The sequence below is a fragment of the Mycolicibacter hiberniae genome (assembly GCF_010729485.1).
Classification (GTDB): domain Bacteria; phylum Actinomycetota; class Actinomycetes; order Mycobacteriales; family Mycobacteriaceae; genus Mycobacterium; species Mycobacterium hiberniae.
On sequence record NZ_AP022609.1, the window covers coordinates 1,012,804 to 1,026,983 of the forward strand.

The 14,180-nt window shown below is 69.1% G+C and carries 15 protein-coding genes; 10 read left to right on the plus strand and 5 right to left on the minus strand.

Annotated features, from left to right (window positions below):
• Positions 1-9 precede the first annotated feature (9 nt).
• Positions 10-1,170 carry an acyl-CoA dehydrogenase family protein gene (locus G6N14_RS04770; RefSeq protein WP_085134766.1) on the minus strand — a complete coding sequence of 387 codons (1,161 nt, stop codon included), beginning with the start codon at positions 1,168-1,170 and terminating at the stop codon, positions 10-12.
• A gap of 110 nt (positions 1,171-1,280) precedes the next feature.
• Between G6N14_RS04770 and G6N14_RS04775 the strand changes: the two genes are divergently transcribed.
• The 4 genes from G6N14_RS04775 (at position 1,281) to holA (ending at position 5,304) form a co-directional block, all read left to right on the plus strand.
• Positions 1,281-1,814, plus strand: coding sequence for a DUF4352 domain-containing protein (locus G6N14_RS04775; protein WP_085134767.1), 534 nt, complete (start codon positions 1,281-1,283; stop codon positions 1,812-1,814).
• Between the two features lie 107 nt (positions 1,815-1,921).
• Positions 1,922-2,770: a ComEA family DNA-binding protein gene (locus G6N14_RS04780; RefSeq protein WP_085134768.1), complete on the plus strand. Its 849-nt coding sequence runs from the start codon at positions 1,922-1,924 to the stop codon at positions 2,768-2,770.
• A gap of 5 nt (positions 2,771-2,775) precedes the next feature.
• Positions 2,776-4,329, plus strand: a complete 1,554-nt coding sequence (locus G6N14_RS04785) for a ComEC/Rec2 family competence protein (protein WP_109559737.1) — start codon at positions 2,776-2,778, stop codon at positions 4,327-4,329.
• A gap of 12 nt (positions 4,330-4,341) precedes the next feature.
• Positions 4,342-5,304 carry a DNA polymerase III subunit delta gene (gene holA, locus G6N14_RS04790; RefSeq protein WP_163787057.1) on the plus strand — a complete coding sequence of 321 codons (963 nt, stop codon included), beginning with the start codon at positions 4,342-4,344 and terminating at the stop codon, positions 5,302-5,304.
• An 88-nt stretch (positions 5,305-5,392) separates the two neighbouring features.
• Here the strand turns inward: holA and rpsT are convergent, their stop codons facing one another.
• Together rpsT and G6N14_RS04800 are read right to left on the minus strand one after the other, a co-directional pair.
• Entirely contained in the window at positions 5,393-5,653 is a 261-nt protein-coding gene (rpsT, locus tag G6N14_RS04795; RefSeq protein WP_085134770.1) for a 30S ribosomal protein S20, read from the minus strand.
• A gap of 100 nt (positions 5,654-5,753) precedes the next feature.
• On the minus strand, positions 5,754-6,611 hold the full coding sequence (locus tag G6N14_RS04800) for a ribonuclease Z (RefSeq protein WP_085134771.1): 858 nt from the start codon (positions 6,609-6,611) through the stop codon (positions 5,754-5,756).
• Positions 6,612-6,737: 126 nt separating this feature from the next.
• Here G6N14_RS04800 and G6N14_RS04805 point away from each other — a divergent pair, with 126 nt between their 5' ends.
• Entirely contained in the window at positions 6,738-7,166 is a 429-nt protein-coding gene (locus G6N14_RS04805; RefSeq protein WP_085134853.1) for a CBS domain-containing protein, read from the plus strand.
• A 19-nt stretch (positions 7,167-7,185) separates the two neighbouring features.
• Here G6N14_RS04805 and G6N14_RS04810 read toward each other — a convergent pair whose 3' ends face one another.
• Entirely contained in the window at positions 7,186-7,800 is a 615-nt protein-coding gene (locus G6N14_RS04810; RefSeq protein ID WP_085134772.1) for a type II toxin-antitoxin system PemK/MazF family toxin, read from the minus strand.
• 419 nt (positions 7,801-8,219) lie between these two features.
• Between G6N14_RS04810 and G6N14_RS04815 the strand changes: the two genes are divergently transcribed.
• Genes G6N14_RS04815 through G6N14_RS04825 form a run of 3 tightly spaced genes read left to right on the plus strand, consistent with a single transcriptional unit; the run spans position 8,220 to position 11,519 of the window.
• Positions 8,220-8,753, plus strand: a complete 534-nt coding sequence (locus tag G6N14_RS04815) for a hypothetical protein (protein WP_085134773.1) — start codon at positions 8,220-8,222, stop codon at positions 8,751-8,753.
• Positions 8,671-10,758, plus strand: coding sequence for a translation elongation factor 4 (lepA, locus tag G6N14_RS04820; RefSeq protein ID WP_407663069.1), 2,088 nt, complete (start codon positions 8,671-8,673; stop codon positions 10,756-10,758). The genes G6N14_RS04815 and lepA overlap by 83 nt, the downstream gene beginning before the upstream one ends.
• Entirely contained in the window at positions 10,758-11,519 is a 762-nt protein-coding gene (locus tag G6N14_RS04825) for a sensor domain-containing protein (protein ID WP_197747341.1), read from the plus strand. Before lepA ends, G6N14_RS04825 begins: the two co-directional genes overlap by 1 nt.
• Before the next feature lie 2 nt (positions 11,520-11,521).
• Here G6N14_RS04825 and G6N14_RS04830 read toward each other — a convergent pair whose 3' ends face one another.
• Positions 11,522-13,549: a glycoside hydrolase family 15 protein gene (locus G6N14_RS04830; protein ID WP_085134856.1), complete on the minus strand. Its 2,028-nt coding sequence runs from the start codon at positions 13,547-13,549 to the stop codon at positions 11,522-11,524.
• Between the two features lie 198 nt (positions 13,550-13,747).
• Between G6N14_RS04830 and G6N14_RS04835 the strand changes: the two genes are divergently transcribed.
• Together G6N14_RS04835 and G6N14_RS21430 are read left to right on the plus strand one after the other, a co-directional pair.
• Positions 13,748-13,945: a hypothetical protein gene (locus G6N14_RS04835; RefSeq protein WP_085134774.1), complete on the plus strand. Its 198-nt coding sequence runs from the start codon at positions 13,748-13,750 to the stop codon at positions 13,943-13,945.
• A 117-nt stretch (positions 13,946-14,062) separates the two neighbouring features.
• Positions 14,063-14,161 carry an Ms4533A family Cys-rich leader peptide gene (locus G6N14_RS21430; RefSeq protein ID WP_407663070.1) on the plus strand — a complete coding sequence of 33 codons (99 nt, stop codon included), beginning with the start codon at positions 14,063-14,065 and terminating at the stop codon, positions 14,159-14,161.
• Positions 14,162-14,180 lie beyond the last annotated feature (19 nt).

The following is a 14,180-nucleotide window of genomic DNA, read 5'->3' on the forward strand; positions in this document are numbered from 1 at the left end:
TCATGCCTCCTAAAGGCCGAGAATGGTCGACGCGATGATGGTGCGCTGCACCTCGTTGCTGCCGCCGTAGATCGAGGTCTTGCGGTAGTTGAGGTACCGCGGCGCCGCGGCCTGTGCCCAGTCGGGCGAAACGATGCCCTCGCCCGCCTCGAAGGGCAGAGCATCGGGCCCGGCCAGCTCCACGAACAGCTCGGTGGCGGCCTGCTGCAGCTGGCTGCCGCGCAGCTTGAGCACCGACGACGCCGGGCTGGGCTTTCCGTCGGCGGAGTCGCTGGACACCCGCATCTGGGTGAGCTCGAGCGCGAGCAGATCGTTCTCAAGCTCGGCGACCCGGGCGGCGAACAACGGGTCGTCGAGGGCCCCCAGCTCCTTTGCGCGCTTCTTGAGCTCGGCGACACGCACTTTGGTGTGGGTCACCCCGGCGATACCCGTGCGCTCGTTGCCCAACAGGAACTTCGCGTAGGTCCAGCCGTGGTTCTCCTGGCCGACCAGCTGGTCAGCGGGCACCCGCACGTCGGAGAAGAACACCTCGTTGACCTCATAGCCGCCGTCGATCATCTTGATCGGCCGCATGGTCACGCCGGGCGTCGACACCTCGAACAGCAGGAAGGAGATTCCGGCCTGCTTCTTGGGGGCCTGCGGGTCGGTGCGCACCAGGCAGAAGATCCAGTCCGCGTACTGGCCGAGCGTGGTCCAGGTCTTCTGCCCGTTGACGATGTAGCTGTCGCCGTCGCGAACCGCCGTGGTGCGCAGGCTGGCCAGGTCGGAGCCGGCGTCGGGCTCGGAAAAGCCCTGGCACCACCAGATGTCGAGGTTGGCCGTGGCGGGCAGGAAGCGTTCCTTGATCGCCTGGGAGCCGAATTCCGCAATCACCGGGCCGACCATCTTGGCGTTGAAGGTCAGCGGTTCGGGCACCGAGGCCAGGTTCATCTCGTCGTGCCAGATCTGGTGTTGGGTCGCGGTCCAATCCTTGCCGCCCCACTCCACCGGCCAGTTGGGTACCGCCAGGCCATGGGCGTTGAGGATCCGCTGCGTGGCGATGGTGTCGTCGGGAAGGACCGAGCGGCCCAGCCGATTGCGTTCGCGGATGTCGGCGGGGATCTCGGTGGTGAAGAAGGTCCGCATTTCGTCGCGGAATGCTGCCTCCTCCGCGGTCAATGCCAGTCTCACGTCGACCTCCCGGTTGGTTGGGTGAACTCACGGTTGGTATGCACCCTAATCGGCACGCTCGCGGTCGCTGCGGGGGAGGGCATGGCGTGCGCCTTTGTAGTCTGGACCTCATGAGACGGTGGGGCGTCGCGCTCGGGGTGCTGGCCTTGTCGGTGGTGTCGTGTTCACCGGAGCCGGCCCCCAAGCCCCAGCCGGAACCAGCGGATGCCCAGCCTCCGGCGGCGCCACGGCCGGCCGCCCATACCGGCCAGACGCTGGAGCTGATGCGCATCGGCGGGCAGCAGATCGCGGTGACCCTGACCGAGGTGATCGCCCCGGCGACCGTCCCGAACGGCTGGGGGGCGGCCGACAAGACCTATCTGGCCACCAAACTGCGGATCGAGAACACCGGGACCACGACCATCGTCGGCAACAGCAACAGCGATGTCACGGTGGTCGGTTCCGACGGCCAGGATTACCACGCCGATTTCGCCACGGTGACCGAGTGTGACGATTTCGCCTACGGCTGGTTTCTGATCGCCGCCGGTTCGTCCAAGGCCGGCTGCGTCGTCTTCGCACTGCCCACCGGTGTCACCGCGACCAAGGTGCGCTATACGCCGTCGTCGGGGATCTCCCACGATGTGGGGGAGTGGCTGAACCCGTAGCGGCGACCGGGCCGGCGTTGTGCACAGCTGGCGCTGCATCCACAGAACCGTCGGTATCGGGCCGTGAGCGCAGCGCGCTGCCGGGGCCCGCACCTACCGTCGGCGCCATGGCATCAGAACTACCGGGTGAACGGCTGCAGCGCCGGCTGGGCCTGCTGGCCGAACCCGACCCTGACGAGTGCGGCCCCGAAGCCGACGATGCGTCCGGCCCCGCCGCGTTGCCGCGCTGGCTGCCCGACGGCGCCACCGAGGCGGGCTGGCTCGCCAAGGTAAGGGCCGACCCGGGCCGGGCCGGGGTGATCGCGACGGCGGTGATTGCCGCGGTCGCGGTGCTGATCACGGTGTTCACCATGCTGCGGGACCGGCCCGCGCCGGTAGTCAGTGCCAAACTGCCTCCGGTGGAGGCGGTTTCGCCGGCCAGCCCGCCCCCCGACAAGCCGGCGGCGGACGCCGGGGCGCCGCCCGCCGAGCAGGTGGTGGTCAGCGTGGTCGGACTGGTGCGCAAGCCCGGTCTGGCGACGTTGTCGCCGGGATCACGCATCGCCGACGCGCTGACTGCAGCCGGCGGCGCCCTCGACGGTGCCGACACACTCGGGCTGAACCTGGCCCGGCCCCTGGTCGACGGCGAACAGATCGTGGTCGGTCTGGCGCCGCCCGCCGGCCTGCCGGTGCTGGGCAGTTCGGCCGGTGCGGTGCCGGCGGTCGCGGACGCGCCGCGTACCAGCACCGCGCCGACGGCAACCGGTCCCGAGCCGCACCGGGACGAGCTGGTCAACCTCAACACCGCGACGGCCGAGCAACTTGACGCGCTGCCGGGAGTGGGGCCGGTGACCGCGGCCGCCATCGTCGCCTGGCGTGACACCCACGGCAGGTTCGCCAGCGTCGATCAGCTCGGCGAGGTCGACGGGATCGGCCCGGCGCGCCTGGAGAAGTTGCGTGCCCTGGTCCGTGTCTGACCGTGATGCAGGTAGCGGCCGCGCCGGCGGCCCGGCTCGATATCCGGCTGGTGCCCGCAGCGGCGGCCGGCTGGCTGGTGGCGGCGGCGGGCATTCAGTGGCGGATCGGCGGTGTGCTGGCGGTGCTGTGTGCGCTGCTGGCGGTGGCTGCCGGAGCGCTCTGCCGGTACGCCGGGCGGCGCCGGCGCCCCGGCTGGCGACTGGCGGGCGCGGCGGCGGCCGTGGCGGCGCTGACCGGCGGGGGATTCGGCTGGGCCGTTGCGCTGCGCACCGACGCGGTGGAGCATCACCTGATCGCCGCGGCGGTCGGCACCACCGCGTCGGTGACGGTGACCGCCAGCGAGAGCGCGTTGCCCGTCGGTGCCCGCCGGGTGATGTTTCGGGCCACGATGCAGCGGCTCAACGATGCCGTCGCGTCCGGCCGGGTGGTGGTCTTCGCGTCGAGCGCCGACTTCGACGAGGTGATGGTCGGCGAGCCGATGGCGTTTCGCGCCAAGGTCTCCCACCCGGCCCGGCGCGACCTGTCGGTCGCGGTGCTCACGGCCGCCGGCCCGCCGGTGCGCGGCAGGCCCGGCCCGGTCGCCCGGACGGCACACCGGGTCCGGGTCCGCTTCGCGGCCGCCGCCGCGCGCGTGCTGCCCGACGAGCAGGCCCGGATGCTGCCCGCTTTGGTGCTCGGCGACACCTCAGCGATCACCGCGGCGACCGGCCGAGACTTCCGGGCCGCCGGGCTGACTCACCTGATGGCGGTTTCCGGGGCCAACGTGACCATCGTGTGCGGCGCGGTGTTGTTCTCGGCGCGGCTGGTCGGTCCGCGGCCGGCGGCGCTGCTGGCCGCGGTGGCACTGGTGGCCTTCGTGATCGTGGTGCAGCCGACGGCCAGCGTGCTGCGCGCGGCGGTGATGGGAGCCATCGCGCTGCTGGGTGTGCTCTCGGCCCGCAGCCGCCAGGCGGTGCCGAGTCTGGCCGCCGCCGTGCTCGTGCTGCTGGCGCTGGCCCCACACCTGGCTGTCGACATCGGGTTCGCGCTGTCGGTGGTGGCCACCGCGGCATTGGTGCTCATCGCCCCGGTGTGGACGGCGCGACTGGTGGAACGCGGATGGCCGCGGTCGCTGGCCGCCGCCGTCTGCGTGGCATGGGCCGCGAACCTGGTGACCGCGCCGTTGATCGCCGGCATCTCCGGGCGGCTGAGCCTGGTCAGCACGGTCGCCAACCTGGCGGTGGCGGCGCTGGTCGCGCCGATCACGGTGCTGGGCAGCGCGGCGGCGGTGCTGTGCGGATGGTGGCCCACCGGAGCCGACCTGCTGATCCGCTTCACCGGACCGGAGCTGTGGTGGGTGTGTGCCGTCGCCCGCTGGGCCGGTGGACTTCCCGCGTCGGCCGTGCCGGTGCCGGGGGGCGTGGGCGGAGTCGCCGGAGTCGGCGCCGCAGCGCTGCTGGTGGTGGTGTGCTGGCGGTGGCGGTGGTTCCGGTGGGGGCTGACGGCGTTGATGCTGGGCGTGCTGGCGTGGTCGGTCACCGAGGTGTTGACCGGCTGGGCCGGTGTCGGGCCACCGTGACACGATTGCTGGGTGAGGCAACCGGTGGCGCCGCTGCATCTGATCCTCGGGGATGAGGAATTGCTGGTCGAACGGGCCGTCGGCCAGGTGCTGGCCGGGGTGCGCGCACAAGCCGGCAGCACCGACATCCCGGTGGACCGGTTGCGCGCCGGCGAGGTCGAGGCCGGCGAGCTCGCCGAACTGCTGAGTCCGTCGCTGTTCGCCGACGAGCGGGTGGTGGTGCTCGAGGCAGCGGCCGAGGCGGGCAAGGACGCGGTAACGCTGATCGCCGCCACCGCGGAGGACGTCCCGCCGGGCACCGTCCTGGTGGTCGTGCACGCCGGTGGGGGGCGGGCCAAAGCTCTGGCCGGGCGGTTACAGGAACTCGGCGCACAGGTGCATCCCTGCGCCCGCATCACCAAGCCCGGCGAACGGGCCGACTTCGTCCGAGCCGAGTTCCGCCGACTGAAGCTGCGCGTCGACGACGACACGGTCACGGCGCTGCTCGACGCGGTGGGCTCCGACATCCGCGAACTGGCGTCGGCGTGCTCACAGCTGGTCGCCGACACGGGCGGGCATGTCGACGCCGCCGCCGTGCGCCGCTACCACAGCGGGAAAGCCGAAGTGAAGGGGTTCGACATCGCCGAGCGGGCCGTGGTCGGCGATGTCGCCGGCGCCACCGAGGCGCTGCGCTGGGCGATGATCCGCGGGGAGCCGCACGTGGTGCTGGCCGACGCCCTGGCCGAGGCGATCCACACGATTGCCCGGGTTGGGTCCAGGTCCGGCGACCCCTACCGGTTGGCCGGTGAACTGGGCATGCCGCCCTGGCGGGTGCAGAAGGCGCAGAAACAGGCCCGGCACTGGTCGAGGGATTCCCTTGCGGCAGCCGTGCGGATGGTGGCCGCCCTCAACGCCGACGTCAAAGGGGCCGCCGCGGACGCCGATCACGCGCTGGAAAGCGCCGTCCGCGGGGTCGCCGAGTTGGCCGCCCGCTGATCCCTTCCCAACACGAAGGCACCTGCCCAACACGAAGGCCCCTGTTCCGCGGGGGATCAGGGGCCTACGCCAGCGGCGCTCGGGGGAATCAGAGCTGGTTGAGTGCCTTGGCCAGTGCCGACTTCTTGTTGGCGGCCTGGTTCTTGTGGATGACGCCCTTGCTGGCGGCCTTGTCCAGCTTGCGGCTGGTGGCGGCCAGCAGCTCGCCGGCCTTGTCCTTGTCACCGGTAGCGGCGGCGTCGCGGAATGCGCGGATCGCGGTGCGCACCGCAGACTTCACCGACTGGTTGCGCAGCCGGGCTTGCTCGTTGGTCCGGTTGCGCTTGACCTGCGACTTAATGTTGGCCACGGAGTAATTCCTTCGCAAAAGCTTGAGTTGGGTTGGCCTCCCGACGCGGGAGCAACAGCTGTTCAGGGTAGCAGCTGGCCCGGCAAGTCCCCAACTCGACTCATCCGCGCGCGCTCACCTCGACGCGATGCAGGTCGTTGCCGAGCTCGATCGGCCCGTCGAACTCCGCGGCCGCCAACGCCCGCCACTGGTCCTCCTGCCCGGGCACCAGGGCCGGCACATAGTGGGTCAGCACCAACGTGCCCACCCCCGCCCGCTTGGCGGTCGCGGCTGCCTGCGCCACCGAGGAGTGGTAGTCGCAGATATCGCGGATCCGCTGTTGGGGAAGTCTCTCGATGAGGTCGTCGCGGATCACCGTGTGCACCAATGCGTCCGCCCCGGCTGCCAGTTCGTCGAGGCTCTCGCAGGGCACGGTGTCGCCGGCCATCACCACCGATGCGGTGCCGTTTTCGTCGCGGTGCTCGATCCGGAAGCCGATGGTGGGAGTCACCGGACGGTGGTCGGTGGGTGCCACCGTGATGGTCACGCCGTCGCGGTCCCGCACCGGCCCGGTGGTGTGTTCCCGCACGTCGACACCGGGCGGAGCGGTCAGATCGTCGTGGTGGGCGATGCGGTAGCCGATGTCGTGGCCGAAGGCGCGCAGCGTCGCCTCCACGACCTCCGCGGTGCCGGGCGGTCCGATGATCGGCAGCGGCGGGGCCTCCGGGGTGAAGGTGCTGACCCAGCGGGTGATCAGCAGATCACCCAGGTCGGCGATGTGGTCACTGTGCAGATGGGTCAGCAGCAGCGCGGAGAGCGTGTTGGCCCCTGCACCGGCGGCCGCCAACCGCTGCAGCACTCCTCGCCCGCAGTCGACCAGCAGTTGCTGGCCACCGGCCCGGATCAGGGTCGACGGGCCGGCGCGGTTCGGGTCGGGGATCGGACTTCCGGTGCCCAGCAGGGTGATCTCGATCGTCATGACGTCACATATGCCACACAATCGCCTCCGGCGCCGCGCCTTCGGTGCAGTTTCTCTATCGCCGCCCCGCGGTTTGGCCAGATGCCCTAGCCTGGTGTGAAGCAGATCACTGCGGCGGGAGGCTTCATGCGGATCGCGGACGTATTGCGGAACAAGGGTGCGGCGGTGGTGACCATCCATCCGGAGGCCACCGTCATGGAGTTGCTCGCGGGCCTGGCGGAGCACAACATCGGCGCCATGGTCGTGATCGGAAGCGAGGGGCTCGAGGGGGTGGCATCCGAGCGTGACGTGGTACGCCAGCTGCACGTGCACGGCGCCAGTCTGCTGGCCCGGCCGGTGTCGGCGATCATGACCCGCGTCGTGGCGACCTGCACCAAGGCAGATACCGCCGACGACGTCAGCATCTTGATGACCGAGCATCGGGCCCGTCACATTCCGGTACTCGACAGCGGCCGGCTGGCCGGCATCGTCAGCATCGGTGACGTGGTGAAGTCCCGGATGGAGGAGCTGCAGGCCGAACAAGCGGCGCTGCGCTCCTACATCAGTCAGGGCTAGGTGCCGCGCGCGCCCGGTTTCAGCTCCACGAGTAGTCGCTGCGCAGTCGGGCGGCCACCGTCTCGAACACCGCACGCGCCAGGATGGCGCCTTCGCGCCGGATCGATTCCTCGGGAACGTCGAGCACCCGGTCGAGCCGCACCCAGCTGAGCCGGCGGGACTCATCCCAGCTGCCGGCCCCGATGCCGATCCAGTTCGTGTCCTCGGCATGCCGTTGTCGGCTCGACACCATCAATCCCAGCAGCACGTCCCGGTCGCGGCCGACGACCAGCACCGGCCGGTCCTTGCCGCGGTCCGGCTCGTCCTCGTAGGCCACCCATGTCCACACGATCTCTCCCGGATCGGCGCGGCCGTTGAGGTTCGGGGCGTACACCAGCCGGCGGGCGCGCTGCGCAGTGGGGACACTGCTGTTGGTCACCGGGCGCCCGGAGGGGACCGGGGCGGGCGGTTCGGCCGTTGTGCCGCCGAGAATCTCCAGACCGATCCTGATGCCCTGCTCGATACCGCGCTGGACGCGCTGCTGTACCAGCGGTGCCTGCTCAAGCTGGCGGATGAACCGTGGGGCTTCGTTGAACACCAGGTTCTCCGCGAATCGCTGCATCGTCTGCCATCGGGTCTTCCGCGGGGAAGCCATGCTCGCAGCATAGGCGGAAAACCGCTCCGGCACCGGGTCCCGGCGCCCCTGCGCGGACCGGACCCGACTGAGGGCCGCGCGCCAGGCGAGGCCGAGGTCGGGTCATTCACTTAACGAATCGCCAGATGGCATCAGGGCCGCGCGCCCCCTGTGTGCGGCTCACGTGACCGCGGTGCGTCATCGAAGATGCCTGGTGGCGCCCCGTTGCCGCGCCCTTTGTCGGGAAAAGGCTCCGCCCGCGGTGAGAGCCGGGCGCCGCCGAAGGCGATGCGGTGCAGGACGGGCAGGCATTCACTTGTATTGATCACAGGTGCTTGTTAGATTTAACGTGGCTTGCAGCAATGGTGCTGGGGGGCCGGCGTTTGGTTGGGGAATCAGTCGCCGGAGGGGCCATCGCGAATGACGTGGGGGGATCAATAATGCGCAAACTGGGCGCGGTGGGCAGCTTCGCTGCGGGTCTGGCATTGGCGTTGGCGCCGGTGGCAGCGGCCGAGGAGTCCGACGCCGTGGACTTCGGCCCGTTGCTGGACTTCCAGATCGGCTCGATGAATTTCCTGTTCGAGTCGCAGGCCATTCTGGCCGGCGTCGGCGACAAGGTCATCGACGTGACTGCTGCCAACCCGTTTCTCACCATCGATCCCGAGGAAGTGAACGCCGTCTTGGGCTCCTTGCTCTACGGCTTCAACTGGGAGGACGAGATCTCGTCTGACCCCGGCTCCTACAGCTTGTTCAACGGCGCGGTGACTCAGTTCGTCGACGCCAACAACGTGCTGCTTTTCGCGATCCTCAACGGGGGAGACCAGATCGAGTTCGAGGACGCCGCCGACTACCTGTTCGGCTCCGACGCCGCGATCGCGGCCGGTCTGGCAGGTGACACCGCCTGGGAAGACGCCGCAAACTTCTTCATGGCCGGCGTCGCGGACACCGGTGGTTACCTGGCGATCGACCTGTGATTGCCGCTGCAAACCCGAAGCCCCTGGAGATGCGTCTCCGGGGGTTTCGTCTTGCGGCCTCCGCCTCGCTACCCTGACTAGGCAGAAAGCATCACCGCCCCCGGTTCACCAGGAGATTCCCATCAGCAGTTTCGCCGACCAGACCTTCACCGCGCCGGCGCAGATACGGAACTTCTGCATCATCGCCCACATCGACCATGGCAAATCGACCCTGGCCGACCGGATGCTGCAGCTCACCGGCGTCGTCGACGACCGATCGATGCGGGCCCAGTACCTGGATCGGATGGACATCGAGCGGGAGCGCGGCATCACCATCAAGGCGCAGAACGTTCGGCTGCCCTGGACGGTCACCGAGGACCCTGAGCGGGGCCCGGGCGGGCCGGCGGCCGGCGACTACGTGTTGCACCTGATCGACACGCCCGGCCACGTCGATTTCACCTACGAGGTGTCCCGCGCGCTGGAGGCCTGCGAGGGCGCGGTCCTGCTGGTCGACGCCGCCCAGGGCATTGAGGCCCAGACCCTGGCCAACCTGTATCTGGCACTGGACCGGGATCTGACGGTCATCCCGGTGCTCAACAAGATCGACCTGCCCGCTGCCGACCCGGAGCGCTACGCCGCCGAGCTGGCCCACATCATCGGGTGCGAGCCCGAAGACGTCCTGAAGGTGTCGGGAAAGACCGGCGAGGGCGTGGCGGAGCTGCTCAACGAGGTGGTCCGGCTTGTGCCCCCGCCCACCGGCGACGCCGACGCGCCGACACGGGCGATGATCTTCGACTCCGTCTACGACATCTACCGCGGCGTGGTCACCTACGTCCGGGTCGTCGACGGCAAGATCCTGCCGCGCGAGAAGATCGCGATGATGTCCACCGGTGCCACCCACGAGCTCCTCGAAGTCGGCATCGTGTCCCCGGAACCCAAGCCCGCCAAGGGGCTGGGCGTCGGCGAGGTGGGCTATCTGATCACCGGAGTGAAGGATGTGCGGCAGTCCAAGGTGGGCGACACCGTCACCACCGCGCGGGGCGGGGCCACCGAGGCCCTCACCGGATACCGCGAGCCCAAGCCGATGGTCTATTCCGGGCTGTACCCGGTGGACGGGTCGGACTATCCCAACCTGCGTGACGCCCTGGACAAACTGCAGCTCAACGATGCCGCTTTGACCTACGAACCGGAGACTTCGGTGGCGCTGGGCTTCGGTTTCCGCTGCGGCTTCCTGGGACTGCTGCACATGGAGATCACCCGGGAACGTCTGGAACGCGAATTCGACCTGGATCTGATCTCCACCTCGCCCAACGTGGTCTACCGCGTGATCGCCGAGGACGGCAGCGAGATCATCGTCACCAACCCGTCGGACTGGCCGGAAGGAAAGATCCGCACGGTTTTCGAGCCGGTCGTCAAAACCACGGTGATCGCGCCGAGCGAATTCGTCGGCACCATCATGGAACTGTGCCAGTCCCGCCGCGGCGAACTCGGCGGGATGGACTACCTCTCGCCGGAGCGTGTCGAGCTGCGCTACACGATGCCGTTGGGCGAGATCATCTTCGACTTCTTCGACTCGTTGAAGTCACGCACCCGCGGCTACGCCAGCCTGGATTACGAGGAGGCCGGCGAGCAGGAGGCCGACCTGGTCAAGGTCGACATTCTGCTGCAGGGTGAAGCGGTGGACGCGTTCAGTGCGATCGTGCACAAAGACGCGGCCTCGGCCTACGGCAACAAGATGACGACCAAGCTCAAGGAGCTGATCCCGCGCCAACAGTTCGAAGTGCCCGTGCAGGCGGCCATCGGATCGAGAATCATTGCGCGCGAGAACATCCGGGCTATCCGCAAAGACGTGTTGTCCAAGTGCTACGGCGGTGACATCAGCCGCAAGCGCAAGCTGCTGGAAAAGCAGAAAGAGGGCAAGAAGCGGATGAAGACCATCGGTCGGGTGGACGTGCCGCAGGAGGCGTTCGTCGCGGCGCTGTCCACTGACAGTGGCGGCTCGACCGGCGACAAGGCCAAGAAGTAGTGACCGCCCGGGCACGCACAATCGTGGCCGCCGCGGCGCTGGTGCTGCTGTCCAGCGGGTGCACCACGGTGGTCTCCGGGACTGTCCGGCCCGCAGCGGATCTGGCGCCCACGCCGGTCACCGGGATGGCGGTCCGGCAGGTGTTGCTCGACGATTCCGAGCTCACCAAGCTGACCGGTCAGCCCTTCCGCAGCGACCCCTCCCTGCCGCCGCGGTACGGCGGTCTCGACGAACTGCCCGACGCCTGGGAGTCGGCCGCGCCGCAGGACTGCGTCGGTGCCGCCGTGGGTGGGCAGCGCAGCGTGTACAACTCCGCGAACGTGCGCGACGCCGCCCATGAGTTCTGGGACAGTTCCGCCGCCGAGGATTCCCCGCTGACCGGGGTGGGCGAGGCGGTGATCGCACTGGACAGCGCCACCGAAGCCGATGCGCTGGTGGAGAAGTTCGCCCAGCAGTGGCGTAGCTGCGACGGGGTGGTGGTGACCCGTGACAGCGGCACCGATAGCGAGGCCAGCGGGGAGATCGCCGACGTCTCCGACGAGGACGCGATCCTGGTGGCCGTCGTGCGCACCAGCGTGGACGGCGAAGCGGGACTGCGGGTTTCCCGCGCGCTCGGGTCGCGGGTGAACTGCATCGTCGACGTCGACGTGTTCTGGTTCGCCGACGAGGGCGACGATTCCGGCGTTCCGCCCACCGGCGACACCACCGCCGCCGACATGGTGCGGGCAATGCTGGACAAGGTCCGCAACCTCAGCGGCTGAGGCTACATCGGCGCGTTCGCGGGCTGGAAACCTCCGGTGGAGTCGGCCTCCTCCTCGGCGCGGATCACGTGCACAACGGCGTTGATCAGCGCCAAGTGGGTGAAGGCCTGCGGGAAGTTGCCCAGGTGCCTGCCGGTGCGGGGCTCGATCTCCTCGGCGTAGAGGTGCAGCGGGCTGGCAAACGACAGCAGCCGCTCGCACAGGTGCTTGGCGCGACTGACCTCGCCGATCTCCACCAGCGCCGAGACCAGCCAGAACGAGCAGATGGTGAAGGTGCCCTCGGCGCCGGACAGGCCGTCGTCGGTCTCCTCGATCCGATACCGCAACACCAGGCCGTCTTCGGTGAGTTCCTCGGCGATCGCCATCACGGTGGCCCGCACCCGCGGGTCGTCGGCAGGCAGAAACCGGGTCAGTACCACCAGCAGCAGGGACGCGTCCAGCGCCGTGCTGCCGTATGCCTGGGTCAGCACACCCCGGGAATCCACGCCGTTGGCCAGTACGTCTGCCTTGATCTCCTCGGCGATCGCCCGCCACTGCTTGGCATAGGACACCGCGCCCTGCAGTTCGGCCAGCTTCGACCCGCGGTCCAGCGCCACCCAGCACATCACCTTCGAAGAGGTGAAGTGCTGCGGTTCGCCCCGGACCTCCCAGATACCCCGGTCGGGTTCGCGCCAATGCTTGATGGCCTCCTCCACCTGGCGTTTGAGCACCGGCCACAGGGTCTCGGGGATCTGCTCGCGAGACTTGGCGTGCAGGTAGACCGAGTCGAGCATGGTGCCCCAGATGTCGTGCTGTTGCTGGTTGTAGGCACCGTTTCCGATCCGCACCGGACGGGCGTTGTCGTAGCCGGACAGGTGGTCCAGCTCCTCCTCGACCAGCTCGTGCTCCCCGCCGACGCCGTACATCACCTGCAACGGATGCTGCTGACCGTTGTTGACACCGGACACATCGGCGATGAAGGAGAAGAAGTCGTCGGCTTCACGGTCCAGGCCCAGCGTGTACAGGCCCCACAGGGTGAACGCCGAGTCCCGCACCCAGCTGTAGCGGTAGTCCCAATTTCGTTCGCCCTGAGGTGTTTCGGGCAGCGACGTCGTCGGCGCGGCCAGCAGGGCCCCGGTCGGGGAGTAAGTCAGGCCTTTGAGTGTGAGCGCACTGCGCTGCAGATAGGAACGCCAGGGGTGGTCGGGGAAGTTGCCGACGTTGATCCACTGGCGCCAGCACTCGGTGGTGTTCCACATCTTGTCGGCGGCTTCGGCGTAGCTCTGCGGCGCAGGGTGTTTCGACCAGCTCAAGGCGACGAACACGTCATCGCCCTCGGTCAGCCGGGTCCGGGCGCGGGCCTCGCGGCCCTCCAGCCCCAGCCGCAGGTTCGTCGTCAGGCGCAGGGTGGGATGGGCGTCGGGATTCTGCCGGGCCCGCGCTGTCGCCTCACCGTAGGCGTTCGACGAGTACTCCCAGGTGGCGCCGGTGCGGTGATAGTCGAACGCCGGCTCGCAGCTCATGGTCAGTTCGACGGTGCCGCTGACACAGCGCACCGTGCGCAGCAGGATGTGTTCTGCGTCCCAATCGGTGGGGGTGCGGCGGTGGGTCTGCGACCGGGCTTCGATGTCGTGCCACTTGCCCATCACCAGCGCGTCCCGCACGATCAGCCAGCCGGTGTGGGTCTGCCAGGTGGTTTCCATGATCGGGCTGCCGGGCAGGTAGCGCCGCGCCGCGGGCACCGAAACCCCGTAGGGGCCGAGCCGAAAGTGCCCTGCGCTGCGGTCCAGCAGAGCGCCGAAGACGCTGGGGGAGTCCGGACGCGGCAGGCACATCCACTCCACCGAACCGGCCGCCGAGATCAGGCAGGTGTTCTCGCAGTCCGACAGGAAGGCGTAGTCGGCGATCGGCGGAAAAGGGTTGCGGACCTGGCTCGGTGACGCCGCATAGGGCACCGGGGCGGTGGCCGACAGGGGCGGCGTGGCCACCGTGCCGGCGGCCTCCGGAGCGGCGGGAGCGGGTGCATCGCCCGGCGGGGTGTGCAGGTCCATGCGGTCATCATCGCTGGCGGCCTGCCACACGTCTACCCGGCGGACCGGGACCCGGGGTGGGCGGTGACCCGCTTCGCCCGGCTTCGCCGCGCTCGCGATCACCGCGGTGCTGGTTGGCGGTGACCCGCTTCGCCCGGCTTCGCCGCGCTCGCGATCACCGCGGTGCTGGTGGGCTCATGACCCGCTAAGGTGGGCTAGGTGGTGGGCTTCCTGAGCTGGTGGGACGGCGTTGAGCTCTGGCTGTCCGGCCTCGGCTTCGTGGTACAGACCGCCGTGGTGATGCCGGTGGTGTTGTTGTTGGCCTATGGTCTGGCGTCGCTGCTGGATGCGCTGTTGGGGGAGGGAATCCGGGTGCTCGAACGTGTCCGGCACGGTCGTGAAGGCGGGACCCGCTGATGCCGCGCTCACAAGTGACCCTGGTGCTGGTCAGTCTCATCCTGCTGGTGATCGTCAGCTGGTTACTCACGCGCTGACCCGCTGGTGAGAAGCTGAGCCTCTGTTATGCTTCCCGGCATGTTTGCAGCGACCGGTGACCGGCGGCGCCATATTTTGGCGTTCCCGATGCTCGCCGTGATCACTTCCGCTGTGGCCGACCTGCACTGTTGTCGCTGACATCGCCACCCGTCGGCGC

Excerpts from the sequence above, each read along its gene's own strand:
- G6N14_RS04800 (WP_085134771.1), bottom strand. The coding sequence starts at position 6,611 with ATGACGATCGAGATCACCCTGCTGGGCACCGGAAGTCCGATCCCCGAC.
- G6N14_RS04830 (WP_085134856.1), bottom strand. The coding sequence starts at position 13,549 with ATGGACCTGCACACCCCGCCGGGCGATGCACCCGCTCCCGCCGCTCCG.
- G6N14_RS04775 (WP_085134767.1), top strand. The coding sequence starts at position 1,281 with ATGAGACGGTGGGGCGTCGCGCTCGGGGTGCTGGCCTTGTCGGTGGTG.
- G6N14_RS21430 (WP_407663070.1), top strand. The coding sequence starts at position 14,063 with ATGTTTGCAGCGACCGGTGACCGGCGGCGCCATATTTTGGCGTTCCCG.
- G6N14_RS04805 (WP_085134853.1), top strand. The coding sequence starts at position 6,738 with ATGCGGATCGCGGACGTATTGCGGAACAAGGGTGCGGCGGTGGTGACC.
- G6N14_RS04815 (WP_085134773.1), top strand. The coding sequence starts at position 8,220 with ATGCGCAAACTGGGCGCGGTGGGCAGCTTCGCTGCGGGTCTGGCATTG.
- G6N14_RS04810 (WP_085134772.1), bottom strand. The coding sequence starts at position 7,800 with ATGGCTTCCCCGCGGAAGACCCGATGGCAGACGATGCAGCGATTCGCG.
- G6N14_RS04785 (WP_109559737.1), top strand. The coding sequence starts at position 2,776 with ATGCAGGTAGCGGCCGCGCCGGCGGCCCGGCTCGATATCCGGCTGGTG.
- G6N14_RS04780 (WP_085134768.1), top strand. The coding sequence starts at position 1,922 with ATGGCATCAGAACTACCGGGTGAACGGCTGCAGCGCCGGCTGGGCCTG.